Source organism: Micromonospora sp. NPDC005254 (assembly GCF_042872525.1).
Lineage (GTDB): Bacteria > Actinomycetota > Actinomycetes > Mycobacteriales > Micromonosporaceae > Micromonospora.
Map to the genome: position 1 here is coordinate 185,788 of NZ_JBIAKM010000009.1, position 12,654 is coordinate 198,441.

The following is a 12,654-nucleotide window of genomic DNA, read 5'->3' on the forward strand; positions in this document are numbered from 1 at the left end:
TTTTCATAAAACCCCACAGCGGGGGGGGTTTTGGGGGCGCCCGGACCACCGAACTAAACAGGCTCCCCGGGGGGGCGTTTTTGCCCCCGGGGGGGGGGGGGGGGCGGGGGGGGGCCCGGCCCCCCCCACCGCTCGTGCCGGCCTCGTCAGAAGCGGGACCACTTCTGGTTGGCCGCGCCGAGGCAGTCCCACAGGTGCAGCTTGCCGCCGTTGTTGGGGTTGGCGTCCCGCACGTCCACGCACTTGTTGGCGCTCAGATTGACCAGGTCGCCCGCGCCGTTGAGCGTGAAGCGCTGGGCCGGATTGCCGTTGCAGCTGACCAGGTTGACCTCGGTGCCGTTGGCGGTGCCGGCCCAGGCCGGGTCCATGCACTTGCCCATCGCCCGCACGGTGCCGTCGGAGGCGAACGTCCACGCCTGCGCCGCAGTCGTGTTGCAGTCCCAGATCTGCAGCTTGGCGCCGTCGACCGGGTTGGCGCTCGGGATGTCGATGCAGCGCCCGCTCTGCGCTCCCCGGATCCGGGTGGTGCCGGGCGCCGGGTCGCCGCCGCCGGAGGTGTAGCTCGACACCCGGACGTAGTCGACAAGCATCTGCTGCGGGAACTGGGTGGAGCCGTCCGGGTAGCCGGGCCAGTTACCGCCGACCGCCACGTTGAGGATCATGAAGAACGGGTGGTCGAACACCCACCGGTTGCCGCCGAGTCGGGCGGGGTCGACCCGGTGGTACTGCACCCCGTCCAGGTACCAGGTGATCGCACCCGGCTCCCAGTCCACCCGGTAGTCGTGGAAGCCGTCGGCGAGCGGGCTGCCGAGGGTCCGGCTGCCGGTGATGCCGCCGCTACCGGAGTAGCCAGGCCCGTGCACCGTGCCGTAGACGGTGTTCGGCTCCCGGCCGATGTTCTCCATGACGTCGATCTCGCCGGCGTCGGGCCACCCGCCGCCGGTGCCGAGCATCCAGAACGCCGGCCAGATGCCCTGGCCGCGCGGGATCTTGATGCGGGCCTCGAAGCGGCCGTACGTCTGGGTGAAGGTCGCCGCGGTCAGCAGCCGGGCCGAGGTGTACTCGCAGCGACCGTAGTGGCACTGGTAGTTGGCCGGGTTCTCCCGGCGGGCGGTGATGACGAGGTTGCCCTGGCCGTCGTGCACCGCGTTGCTGGTGCTGTTGGTGTAGTACTGCCGCTCGTTGTTGCCCCAGCCGCCGCCGCCGATGTCGAAGCGCCACTTGTTCTGGTCGACGGGCGTGCCGGCCGGGGCGTTGAACTCGTCCTGCCAGGTGAGCGGGCCGATGGCGGCCTCGGCCCGGTCGGACTGTCCCGGGAGGGTGAGGGAGGCGAGGGTGGTGACGAGGACGACCGCCGCGAGGACGAGGGGACGCAGGCGGGATGGGGGGCGGGCTGTGAACACGGGAGGCTCCTCAGCGAGGTGGGTGGCGGAGGCGGCGCGTCGGAGAGTCTCGGAGAGCGCTCTCTAAAGCGAAGCATGTCGATATGAGGAATTTCTGTCAAGAGTGTTTCCAATGCGACGACGGTCCGTTACCGCCTGATCGCACCCCTCGATAGCGGTCGAATCGACCCTTCCTATTGCCGTGGAGCGTCCACGCGGGACAGGATGACGAGGTCCGCAGGAAACCTCCCCGTAACCTGCGTGCTGCTGGTCTCTGTCACAAGGAAGTGGGAGTCAGTCATGAGCGACGCGTCGACGGCGCTGGGTGTGCGCCTCTACCCGGACCTGGTCGAGCGGGGTGGCCTCGCCCCCGCGCTCATCGAGACCGCTGCCCACCACCAGCTCGACGTCGGGCGGGTGACCGCCCCCGAGCAGGGGCGCGCCCGGTTCACCTGCGCCGAGCTGCACTCCGATCAGGGTGTGGTCTGCATCGGGCTGGGTTCGCAGGCCCGATACTTCATGATCGACCTCCGGTCCGCGGGCGAGGTTCTCGCGCGCGGTGACTGCATGGACCTCGTCCAGGTCGTCCAGGTGGCCGCGGCCTGGCGGGCCGGGCTGACGCTCGCCGAACTGACCGCCCGCTTCGCGTTCATGGAGGAGATCAAGCACCGCCCGGCGTCGGTGCCGCAGGCCGTCTAGCCCGCGGGCGCGTCAGCAGCGCAGGCGGGGAGGCAGCGGCGGCTCGGCGCCGACCTCCCGGTCGAGGTAGGACGCCTCGACGAAGGCGAGGAAGCGTTGCGCGTCGGAGGCGTTGGAGGCCAGGCCGAACGAGACCCGGACCGCGCCGCCGGTCGGCAGCCGCAGCGCGCCGAGGTACTCATCGATCGTGTCGACCCGCGCGAGCAGCCCTCGCCGCAACGAGGTCCCGCTGATCTCGAACGCGCCCTCACCGGCTCCCGGGTTGCAGAAGCAGCCGGTCCGCAGCGAGAAGCCGGCCGCGGCGGACTCCCGCGCGACAAGTCGCTCGTCCACCGGGGACCCGTCCGGGCGCAGGACGTTGAACGTCACGGTGCCGCCCCGACCCACGCCCGTCGTCGGCCCGTACACCCGCACCAACGGTTCGCCGGTGCGGTGCCGCAGCGCGGACAGGCGGCCCAGCAGCCACTCGGTGAGCAGCCCGACCCGGGTGTGCACGAGGTCCACGCCGATCGAGTCGAGCCACCGCAGCCCGAACTCGACATCCGGGATGCTCAGGAAGTTGGGCGTGCCGTCCTCGAACGCCGACTCGTCGTCCATCGAGCGGTGCCAGTCGCCCTGCACGCTGACCGCGCGGATGGTGCCGCCGGCGAACCACGGCCGGCGCAGCCGGGCCAGCGCGTCGCGGCGGGCCAGCAGCGCGCCGACGCCGGTCGGGTAGCCGAAGAGCTTGTACCAGCTCAGGCAGACGAAGTCGGGTCGGACGGCACGCAGATCCAGCCGGTTCGTCGCGGCGAACGCGGCGGCGTCCAGCAACACGTCGTAGCCGTGCCGGTGGGCCAGCTCGACCCAGTCCAACGGATGCTGCACGCCGGAGAAGTTGCTCTGCGCCGGGTACGCGAACAGTCCACGGCGACCGGACCGCCCCCGCCGCCCGGCGTCGAGCACCGTGACCAGGTCGGACTCGGCGACCCGCAGCTCCGGCCCGCTCAGCGGCACGTACCGCACCGGCGCGTCGGCCGCCCGGGCGTACTCCCGGATGCCGTTGACCGAGTTGTGGTTGTCCCAGGTCAGCGCGAACGGCGCGGCCGGGCCGAAGTCGTACGCCTCGCCGACCAGTCGACAGGCGCCGCTGGCGTTCGGGGTGAAGACCACCGCGTACTCGGCCGGGTCGGCGTGGAAGAAGTCGAGCACCGCCCGCCGGGTTGACTCCACCAGCGACCCGGCCGCCACGCTGGTGGGGCTCTCCGAGTGCGGATTGCCGTAGAGGCTCGCCAGCAGCCGGTCGTGGTGCGCCCGCACCTGAGCCTGCGCGGTCACCCCGGCGCCGGCGTAGTCGAGGTAGACCTGGCCGTGCCGGTCGAGGTGCTGGTACTCGGTGGCGCGCAGCTCGTCGATCCGGGCGGTGTCGGCGTACCCGGGCAGCGCCGCAGGTGAGGGGAAAGGGGCGTGCTCAGGACGCACGGCGGGCCTCCCGGCGCTCCAGGACCACCCACGCGGCGGCGAGGAAGAGCAGCACGAACCCGCCGAGCACCAGCCAGTCGAGGAAGATCGGCCGGGAGAAGCTGTCGCCGTACGTCTGCAACAGCGGCGGGCCGAGCGGCGAGCCGCCGTCGCGCCACAGCCGCTCCACCCCGGCGGTGTGCCCCAGCCCCTCGAACGCCCACCGGTTCGACATCGCGTAGCTGAGCCACCGGCCGCCGGTCGCCATGGCCGGCACCGGCAGGATCGCCCCGACGAACAGCACCTGCGGGAAGCACAGCATCGGCAGCATGAGCGTCGCCTGGGCCGCGTCGGAGACGGCCGCCGAGCAGAGCAGGCCGAGCGCGAGCGCGGCCGCCGAGGAGAGCAGCAGGGTCGCGTACAGGGCCGCGAAGTCGCCGCCGTCGACCGGGGGCAGCCGGTCCATGCCCCGCAGCACCCCGAGCAGGGCCAGATCCACCAGGGCGAGCAGCGGCAGCAGCACCGCGACCTTCGCCAGCAGGTACGGGAGCAGCCGGACACCGGCAAGCCGCTCCCGACGCAGGATCGGCAACTCCGTGCAGATCTGGAGCAGCCCGTAGGTCAACCCGAAGAAGAAGCCGCCGAACGCGATCCAGAACAGGATCATCACGGTGACGGTCGGGCGGGGGTTCGCCGGGTCGAAGGCACCGGGGCGAAACAGCAGCGCGAACATGCCGAGCACCATGAGGGGCGAGCCGAGCAGGATCGCCAGCGTCAGCCGGTTGCGGGCGACGATCTCCGCGTTGCGCGCGGCGAGGAGCATCCACTGACGCAACCGGCCGACCCGCCGTGCGGCACTCCCGCCCGGGTCGTCGGTCCCGCCCGGGTGCTCCGTGGTGCCTGGATCGCTCCCAGCGCGGGACGGGCCGGCCGGGCCCGGGTCGACCGTGTCGGCGGCCCGGTCGGCGTCGCGGTACGCGGCGAAGCGCTCGGGCCACCCGGCCGGGTCGGACTCCTCGTCAAGCCGCAGGTGCACCTCCGCCAAGGACCGCAGGCCGAAGAACTCCCGGGCGGCGGCGGGCGTGCCGGCGTAGGCCAACCGGCCCTGGCGGGTCAGCACGACGACCCGGTCGCAACGGTCCACGTCGGTGATCTGGTGGGTGGTGAGCACGACAGTGGTCCCGGCGTCGGCGAGGGTACGCAGCACCCGGAGCAGTTCCACGGCGATCGCCGGGTCCAGCCCGGAGGTGGGCTCGTCGAGGAAGAACACGCCGGGTCGGGTCAGCAGCTCGACGGCGATGCTGGCGCGCTTGCGCTCACCGCCGCTGAGGCGGCCCACCGGCACGTCGGCCCGCTCGGTGAGCCGCAGGTCGGCGAGCACCGCGGCGACCCGACCCGACGCCTCGGCCGGGCCGGTCCCGGAGGGCAGGCGCAGCCGGGCCGCGTAGTGCAGGGTGCGGGCCAGCGGTAGCTCGCGGTGGATGATGTCGTCCTGCGGGACGAAGCCGACCGCGCCCGGCGCGGCGCTGCCGTCGTACGCCACGGTGCCCGCAGCCGGTCGGCGGACGCCGGCCAGCGTCTCCAGCAGGGTGGTCTTGCCGGCGCCGCTGACCCCGATGATCGCGACCAGCTCGCCCGGCGCGATGGTCAGGGAGATGTCGTCCAGGATGCGCTGTCCACCTCGGACACTCTGGCCCAGGCCGTCGGCCACGATGGCGACGCCGGTACGCGGTGGTGCGGCGGTCTGCTCGGTCGTCATGTCGAGGGTGCCCGATCCGGTCGGTGACGTGGTACGCCTGACATCGTGCCTCGCCGATGCTACGTCGCGCCCCGGGCGCCGCCGGGGCCTCGATCACGACGTGCGACTGTTGCCGGGCGACCAACGCGAGGTTGGACGCCACCGGAAAGGACCGGCACGTGAACCTGCCCGATGACCTGCTCGCCCTGCTGCGCGCGCCGAGCACCTGCTACCTGACGACGCTGATGCCGGACGGCTCGCCGCAGCTCACCCAGACGTGGGTGGACACCGACGGCACGCACATCCTGATCAACACGGTGGAGACGCACCAGAAGACGCGCAACGCCCGCCGGGACCCCCGGGTCGCCGTGGCGATCTCCGACCCGGACAAGCCGGGCCGCTACCACGAGGTCCGGGGCCGGGTGGTCGACCTGAGCACCGAGGGCGCAGCCGAGCACATCGAGCGGCTGGCCCAGCGCTACCTCGATGGGCCGTACCCGTGGTTCGGCGGCCGCGACCAGGTCCGGATCATCCTGACCATCGAGGCCGACCGGGTCCGCTCGATGGGCTGACCGGCCCGCCGGCCGCCCGACATCGCGACAGCATGAACGACCCGACCGGGGGAAGACCGACACTCCACCACCGGAAGGGGGTCGGGATGAGAGCCGTCGTCTACGCGGACGTCCGGACCGTCGCGGTGCGGGAGGTGCCCGACGCGGCGCTGGAGGCGCAGACCGACGCGCTCGTGCGGGTCACCTCCACCGCGCTGTGCGGCACCGACCTGCACATGTACGACGGGCGCACCGGCGCCGACCCCGGGCTGGTGCTCGGTCACGAACCGCTGGGCGTGGTGCAGGAGGTCGGCTCGGCGGTGCAGACCGTGCGTCCGGGCACCCGCGTGGTGATCCCCACTCACCTGTTCTGCGGCACCTGCGTGATGTGCGCCCGCGGGCTCTCGGCAGCCTGCCTGCGGGCCCGGGCCGAGGGGCCGGGCGCCGCGTACGGCTACGCCGGGATGGGCCCGTACCGGGGCGCCCAGGCCGACCTGCTGCGCGTGCCATGGGCCGACGCGAACTGCGTGCCCGTGCCGGGGGAGCCGGGTGACGCGCACGAGGACGACTTCGTGCTGCTCGCCGACGCGTTCGTCAGCGGTTGGCACGCCGCGGCCACCCTCGCCGGAGTCCAGGCCGGCGACACCGTGGCCGTGCTGCTGCGCGACCTGGTCGTCGCGGGTCGTGCCCGGCCCGGCGTGATCGTGACCCACCACGGCACCCTCGCCGACGCGCCGGAGCTGTACCGCAGCTTCGACCGTCGGGAGAACGGGGTGATCAAGGCGGTGCTGCGCCCGAGCTGACCGGCCGGCGGATCGTGCCCTTTGGGCCTGATCCGCACGTAAGGGAGGTTCAGCCTCCCTGGTGGTGCGCGTGACGAGATCACCGTCGTCGATCCGCTCCGCCATGGGAGGCGTGGGTCACACCGCCGGCCGAGGGTGGTCGTCGCGCCCGCGGGGCGGTGCCGGCGGCGCCGCGCGATCACGATCGCTCGATGGCGGCGTACTCGCGGGTAGGTCGCGCTTCGTCCGGCCGGCGGGGATCGTGCCTGGTGGCGGGCCTGGTAGCAGCGACCGGAAACGATCATCCTTCGGTCCCGCATTTGACAACGTTGCCACCGACAGGCCATGGTGCCACGAGGGGCTGCGGGGGCGGCTGTGACGGGCGAACACTCTGCTACGTCTATATTGCCGGATTGTTACATTTTCAACAGGCCCTCGCCTTGCGGATGGGCTGTTCGCCGCAATACGTTGCCGTCAACAACAAAACCGAGTGAAGGTTCAACCTTCCGGAGGCAACGATGACGTTGGCGAGGTGGTACGAGCGATGAACGACGTGCCCACCCTCCTTGAGATGCGCTCCATCACCAAGGAGTTCCCCGGAGTCAAGGCCCTCTCCGACGTCAACCTGGTGGTTCGCGCCGGCGAGATCCATGCCATCTGCGGCGAGAACGGTGCGGGCAAGTCCACGCTGATGAAGGTCCTCAGCGGGGTCTACCCGTACGGAAGCTACGACGGCCAGATCATCTACCAGGGGTCGGAGAGCAGGTTCTCCGACATCCGGGCCAGTGAGAACGCCGGAATCGTGATCATCCACCAGGAGCTTGCGCTCATCCCGGGCATGTCGATCGCCGAGAACATCTTCCTCGGCAACGAGCCGCGCAAGCACGGCGCGATCGACTGGAAGGCCGCCAACCGGATGGCGCTGGACCTGATGGCCCGGGTCGGCCTCCAGGAGGACCCGGACACCCTGATCAAGGACATCGGTGTCGGCAAGCAGCAGCTCGTGGAGATCGCCAAGGCGTTCGCCAAGGACGTGAAGCTGCTCATCCTGGACGAGCCGACGGCGGCGCTGAACGAGGCGGACTCCAAGCACCTGCTGGATCTGCTGCGGGGGTTCCGCTCGCGCGGCATCACCTCGATCATGATCTCGCACAAGCTGAACGAGATCGAGGCGATCGCCGACCAGATCACCATCCTGCGCGACGGCCGGACCGTGGAGACCCTTGACGTCAAGGCGGACGGGGTCGACGAGGACCGGATCGTGCGGGGCATGGTCGGCCGCGAGCTGGCCAGCCGGTTCCCGGACCACACCCCGAACATCGGCGAGGTCTTCTTCGAGGTCCGCAACTGGAACGTCCGGCACCCGATCTCCGCCGAGCGCCAGGTCTGCAAGGACGAGAGCTTCGTGGTGCGCCGCGGCGAGATCGTCGGCTTCGCCGGCCTGATGGGCGCGGGCCGCACGGAACTCGCGATGAGTGTGTTCGGCCGCTCCTACGGGGTGTACGAGTCGGGCACGATCATCAAGGACGGCAAGGAGATCGTCCTGAAGTCGGTCGCGGACGCGATCGACAACGGGCTCGCGTACGTCAGCGAGGACCGCAAGGCGATCGGCCTCAACCTGCTCGACGACATCAAGTCGTCGACGGTGGCCGCCAAGCTGTCCAAGATTTCCCACCGCGGCGTCCTGAACGAGGTCGAGGAGTACCAAGCGGCCGAGGCGTACCGCAAGGAGTTGCGGACCAAGGCCCCGACGGTCGACGAGAGCGTCTCCAAGCTCTCCGGCGGTAACCAGCAGAAGGTCGTCCTGGCCAAGTGGATGTTCACCGACCCGGACCTGCTGATCCTCGACGAGCCGACGCGCGGCATCGACGTGGGTGCCAAGTACGAGATCTACGGCATCATCCAGCGGCTCGCCGACCAGGGGAAGGGCGTCGTCGTCATCTCCTCGGAGCTGCCTGAGCTGATCGGGCTCTGCGACCGCATCTACACCGTGTTCGAAGGCGCCATCACGGGCGAGATCGCCCGGGCCGACGCCACCCCGGAAAACCTCATGAAGCAGATGACCTCGACGAAGAAGATGCTGACACGATGAGCCGATTGAAGGACCTTCAGAAGAACCTCTTCGGAGGCACCACCTCCAACGCTCGCCAGTTCGGGATGATCTTCACCCTGGTGGCGATCGTCGTCCTGTTCCAGATCCTGACCGATGGCCTCACCCTCCGGTCGGACAACCTGATCGCGCTGTTCCAGCAGAATTCGTACATTCTGATCCTGGCCATCGGCATGCTCATGGTGATCGTGGCCGGACACATCGACCTGTCGGTCGGCTCGGTCGCCGCCTTCGCCGGCATCCTGGTCGCCAAGTCGATGACCGAGTGGGATCTGCCCTGGCCCGCCGCCATCGTGTTCGGCCTCGCCATCGGCGCGGTGATCGGCGCCTGGCAGGGCTTCTGGGTGGCCTACATCGGGGTGCCGGCGTTCATCGTCACCCTGGCCGGCATGCTGCTCTTCCGGGGCGGCAACCAGTTCATCGGTAACGCGCAGAGCATCCCGGTGCCGGAGGGCTTCCGGGAGATCGGCTCCGGGTTCCTGCCCGAGTTCGGCCCGAACACCGGCTACAACAACGCCACGCTGCTGCTCGGTCTGGCCGCGGCGGTGGCTGTGGTGTGGCGCGAGATCCAGGCCCGCAAGACTCGCCGGGCGATGGACGCCGACCCGGCGCCGATGTGGATCTCGATTCTGCGGATGGCCATCATGGTCGGGGTCATCGCCTTCGCGGCGCTGCGCTTCGCCAGCGGTCGGGTCGGCACCAGCTTCCCGATCTCCGGCATCATCCTGCTGGTCCTGGTGATCGCGTACTCCTTCTACACCCGCAACACGGCCGGTGGTCGGCACATCTACGCGGTGGGCGGCAACTCCCGGGCGGCCGAGCTGTCCGGCGTGAAGCTCAAGCGGGTCAACTTCTTCGTCATGATGAACATGTCCGTCCTGGCCGCGCTGGCCGGCATGATCTTCGTGGCCCGTTCGGCGGCCTCCGGTCCGCAGGACGGCAACGGCTGGGAGCTGGACGCCATCGCCGCGGTCTTCATCGGTGGCGCGGCCGTCTCCGGTGGTATCGGCACCATCAGCGGCTCGATCGTCGGTGGTCTCGTCATGGCCGTGCTCAACAACGGCCTCCAGCTGATGGGCGTCGGCACCGACCGCGTCCAGATCATCAAGGGTCTGGTCCTGCTGCTGGCCGTCGCGATCGACGTCTACAACAAGAGCCAGGGGCGCTTCTCCATCATCGGGAGCCTGATGCGACCGTTCCGTCGCGACGACTCCGCCCCACCCGCCTCACCGCCGGACGCGGAGCGCGAGCCCGCCAAGGCAGCGGTGTCCGGCTGACGGCCACCGACCTCTCCACCCGTCTCACATCTAGAAAGGCAAGTCCTCACCATGCGTAAATTCTTCGGCACGTCGGTGGTGGCCATCAGCGCCGCCGCCATGCTGGCCCTGGCGGGCTGCGGTTCCGGCCGCGACGGCGACTCCGGCAGCTCCGACGGCGGCAACGCCAAGGGCTTCGCGGCGAACTCGCTGATCGGCGTGGCCCTCCCGGCCAAGACCTCGGAGAACTGGGTCCTCGCCGGTGACCTGTTCACCAACGGCCTCAAGGAGGCCGGTTTCCAGGCTGACGTGCAGTACGCCGGCGCGTCGACCACGGTCGCTGACCAGCAGGCCCAGATCACCGCCATGACCACCAAGGGCGCCAAGGTCATCGTCATCGGCGCGACCGACGCCGCGCAGCTGTCGACCCAGGTCGCCGCGGCGCACGCCGCCGGCGCCAAGGTGATCGCGTACGACCGTCTGATCAAGAACACGCCGGACCTCGACTACTACGTCGCGTTCGACAACTTCAAGGTCGGCCAGCTCCAGGGCCAGGCCCTGCTGGACGGCATGAAGGCCAAGAAGCCGAACGGCCCGTACAACATCGAGCTGTTCTCCGGCTCGCCGGACGACAACAACGCCGGTGTCTTCTTCGACGGCGCGATGAGCGTGCTCAAGCCGGAGATCGACAAGGGCACCGTCGTCGTCGCCTCGGGTCAGAAGGACGTCAAGCAGACCGCCATCCAGGGCTGGAAGGCCGAGGGTGCGCAGGCCCGCATGGACCAGCTGCTGACCTCGACCTACGGCAGCAAGGAGCTGGACGGCGTCCTCTCCCCGAACGACACGCTGGCCCGCGCCATCCTGACCTCGGTCAAGGGTGCTGGCAAGCCGACCCCGGTCGTCACCGGTCAGGACTCCGAGGTTGAGTCGGTCAAGTCGATCGTCGCTGGCGAGCAGTACATGACGATCAACAAGGACACCCGCAACCTGGTGAAGGAGACCATCAACATGGTCAAGGCTCTCCAGGCTGGCAACGCCCCGCAGGTGAACGACACCAAGTCCTACAACAACGGCAGCAAGGTCGTGGACACGTTCCTGCTCCCGCCGGTCGCCGTCACCAAGGCGAACGCGGCCGAGGCGTACGCGAACGACCCGAAGCTCGCGCCGCTCACCAAGTAATCACCGCACGGTAGGTAGTAACGCCGATGGGTCCCGGGTCTCCTCTACCGGGACCCATCGTCGTCCCTGCACCCCCACACCAACCTGCACCGACCCGGAAGGAGGTCTGACCGTGGCGACACCAGTACGGTCCAGGCCAGCCGGCGTCGGCCGCAACACCGAATCCCCGCTGCCCTCGGTCCCCGGCGCGAGCCAGGAGGAGATCCGGCGGCAGAACCTCGGCGCCGTGCTGCGCTACGTGCACCTGCACGGGCCGACGTCGCGGGCCGAGCTGACCAGCCGCCTCGGCCTCAACCGCAGCACCATCGGCGCGCTCGCCGCCGACCTGACCGCCAGCGGCCTCGTCACCGAGGAGGCGCCGACCACCGCCCGGCGGGCCGGCCGTCCCTCCCTGGTGGTCAGCCCCCGCTCCGACCGGGTCTACGCGCACGCGCTCAGCATCGACGCCGACCGGCTGCGCGCGGCGCGGGTCGGCCTCGGCGGTCGCATCCTCGACCGGCGCGAGGTCGCCCGTCCCGGTGGCATGTCGGCGGTCGACACCGTCGGCCCGCTGGCCGATCTCGTTCGCGACATGGAACGCGGCGTCGCCTCCGACGCGCTGCTGGTCGGGGGAGCGGTCGCCGTCACCGACACCACCCGCGACCCGGACGGCAGGCTCCGGATCGTCGGCGTCGACGAGGGCCTCAGCGTGGCGCTGGAGGCCGAACTCACCGCCGGCCCGGGGTTCGTGGCCGGCGACCTCGCCGACATCGCGGGCCTGGCGGAGCACATCCGGGGCGTGGCCCCCGGCATCGACGACCTCATCTACCTGCACGGCGACCTGGGCATCAGCGCCGGCATCGTCGTCGGCGGCCGGTTGATGATCGGCCACCGGGGTCACAGCGGCAAGGTCGGCCACATGGTCGTCAACCCGAATGGCCTGCCGTGCGGCTGCGGCTCTCGTGGCTGCTGGGAGACCGAGATCGGTGAAGCCGCGCTGCTGCGCCACGCCGGCCGCGACCCGGACGACCGCGCCGCCGTGACCGAGGTGCTGCGCGCGGCGGCGGACGGCGATCCGGCCGCCCGCCGGGCCGTCGAGCAGGTCGCCGACTGGCTCGGCTTCGGCGTGGCCAACCTGGTGAACGTGGTCAATCCCGACGCCGTGGTGTTCGGTGGCTCGCTGCGCGACATCTTCATCGCCGGCGCGGACACGGTGCGGCGACGGCTGGACGCCATGCCGCTGCCGGCCTCCCGCGAGCACCTGCGGCTGCGCGCGGCGGCGCTCGGCCGCGACGCCGTCCTGATCGGCGCCGCCGAGTTGGCCTTCGACAAGCTGTTGGCCGATCCGCTCAACGTTGGCGTCGCCGGTCAGTCGGGTTCCGCCGGCCCGGTCTAGGCGATCTGCCGTACCACGCTGGTCCCGTTGCCCGGCCGGGACTCCCAGGCCCAGGACTCGTGCAGCTCCAGGCCGACCTCGCCGGCCACCACATCCGCCAGGGCGGCGAACCGCCGGCCGTCCAACGAGATCGTCACGCCCA

At 70.5% G+C, this 12,654-nt stretch carries 11 protein-coding genes; 7 read left to right on the plus strand and 4 right to left on the minus strand.

Annotated elements, in window-relative coordinates; genetic code table 11:
• Positions 1–146: 146 nt before the first annotated feature.
• Positions 147–1,403, minus strand: coding sequence for a family 16 glycosylhydrolase (locus tag ACFYPR_RS26165; RefSeq protein ID WP_387262938.1), 1,257 nt, complete (start codon positions 1,401–1,403; stop codon positions 147–149).
• A 279-nt stretch (positions 1,404–1,682) separates the two neighbouring features.
• On the opposite strand from ACFYPR_RS26165, the gene ACFYPR_RS26170 reads away from it, so the two are divergent.
• Positions 1,683–2,081 carry a hypothetical protein gene (locus ACFYPR_RS26170; RefSeq protein WP_354855030.1) on the plus strand — a complete coding sequence of 133 codons (399 nt, stop codon included), beginning with the start codon at positions 1,683–1,685 and terminating at the stop codon, positions 2,079–2,081.
• A gap of 12 nt (positions 2,082–2,093) precedes the next feature.
• On the opposite strand, the gene ACFYPR_RS26175 is transcribed toward ACFYPR_RS26170, so the two are convergent.
• On the minus strand, positions 2,094–3,542 hold the full coding sequence (locus ACFYPR_RS26175; protein WP_387262941.1) for an aminotransferase class V-fold PLP-dependent enzyme: 1,449 nt from the start codon (positions 3,540–3,542) through the stop codon (positions 2,094–2,096).
• Positions 3,532–5,280, minus strand: coding sequence for an ATP-binding cassette domain-containing protein (locus ACFYPR_RS26180; protein WP_387262944.1), 1,749 nt, complete (start codon positions 5,278–5,280; stop codon positions 3,532–3,534). Before ACFYPR_RS26180 ends, ACFYPR_RS26175 begins: the two co-directional genes overlap by 11 nt.
• A gap of 158 nt (positions 5,281–5,438) precedes the next feature.
• Here ACFYPR_RS26180 and ACFYPR_RS26185 point away from each other — a divergent pair, with 158 nt between their 5' ends.
• From ACFYPR_RS26185 to ACFYPR_RS26210, 6 genes are all read left to right on the plus strand, one after another.
• Positions 5,439–5,831, plus strand: coding sequence for a PPOX class F420-dependent oxidoreductase (locus tag ACFYPR_RS26185; RefSeq protein ID WP_354855033.1), 393 nt, complete (start codon positions 5,439–5,441; stop codon positions 5,829–5,831).
• A gap of 86 nt (positions 5,832–5,917) precedes the next feature.
• The gene (locus ACFYPR_RS26190; protein WP_387262947.1) at positions 5,918–6,613 is read left to right on the plus strand and encodes an alcohol dehydrogenase catalytic domain-containing protein; all 696 of its coding nucleotides are present in this window, start codon (positions 5,918–5,920) and stop codon (positions 6,611–6,613) included.
• A 523-nt stretch (positions 6,614–7,136) separates the two neighbouring features.
• Complete coding sequence (gene mmsA, locus ACFYPR_RS26195) at positions 7,137–8,684, plus strand: multiple monosaccharide ABC transporter ATP-binding protein (RefSeq protein ID WP_355135975.1); 1,548 nt, start codon at positions 7,137–7,139, stop codon at positions 8,682–8,684.
• Positions 8,681–9,979 (plus strand): multiple monosaccharide ABC transporter permease, encoded by a 1,299-nt coding sequence (gene mmsB, locus ACFYPR_RS26200; RefSeq protein WP_355135977.1) that lies wholly within the window; start codon positions 8,681–8,683, stop codon positions 9,977–9,979. Before mmsA ends, mmsB begins: the two co-directional genes overlap by 4 nt.
• A gap of 51 nt (positions 9,980–10,030) precedes the next feature.
• Entirely contained in the window at positions 10,031–11,137 is a 1,107-nt protein-coding gene (locus tag ACFYPR_RS26205) for a substrate-binding domain-containing protein (RefSeq protein ID WP_387262951.1), read from the plus strand.
• A 112-nt stretch (positions 11,138–11,249) separates the two neighbouring features.
• Complete coding sequence (locus ACFYPR_RS26210) at positions 11,250–12,512, plus strand: ROK family protein (protein WP_387181709.1); 1,263 nt, start codon at positions 11,250–11,252, stop codon at positions 12,510–12,512.
• On the opposite strand, the gene ACFYPR_RS26215 is transcribed toward ACFYPR_RS26210, so the two are convergent.
• Positions 12,509–12,649 carry a hypothetical protein gene (locus ACFYPR_RS26215; RefSeq protein WP_354855038.1) on the minus strand — a complete coding sequence of 47 codons (141 nt, stop codon included), beginning with the start codon at positions 12,647–12,649 and terminating at the stop codon, positions 12,509–12,511. The genes ACFYPR_RS26210 and ACFYPR_RS26215 overlap by 4 nt on opposite strands.
• Positions 12,650–12,654 lie beyond the last annotated feature (5 nt).

Excerpts from the sequence above, each read along its gene's own strand:
- mmsA (WP_355135975.1), top strand. The coding sequence starts at position 7,137 with ATGAACGACGTGCCCACCCTCCTTGAGATGCGCTCCATCACCAAGGAG.
- ACFYPR_RS26190 (WP_387262947.1), top strand. The coding sequence starts at position 5,918 with ATGAGAGCCGTCGTCTACGCGGACGTCCGGACCGTCGCGGTGCGGGAG.
- ACFYPR_RS26180 (WP_387262944.1), bottom strand. The coding sequence starts at position 5,280 with ATGACGACCGAGCAGACCGCCGCACCACCGCGTACCGGCGTCGCCATC.
- mmsB (WP_355135977.1), top strand. The coding sequence starts at position 8,681 with ATGAGCCGATTGAAGGACCTTCAGAAGAACCTCTTCGGAGGCACCACC.
- ACFYPR_RS26170 (WP_354855030.1), top strand. The coding sequence starts at position 1,683 with ATGAGCGACGCGTCGACGGCGCTGGGTGTGCGCCTCTACCCGGACCTG.
- ACFYPR_RS26205 (WP_387262951.1), top strand. The coding sequence starts at position 10,031 with ATGCGTAAATTCTTCGGCACGTCGGTGGTGGCCATCAGCGCCGCCGCC.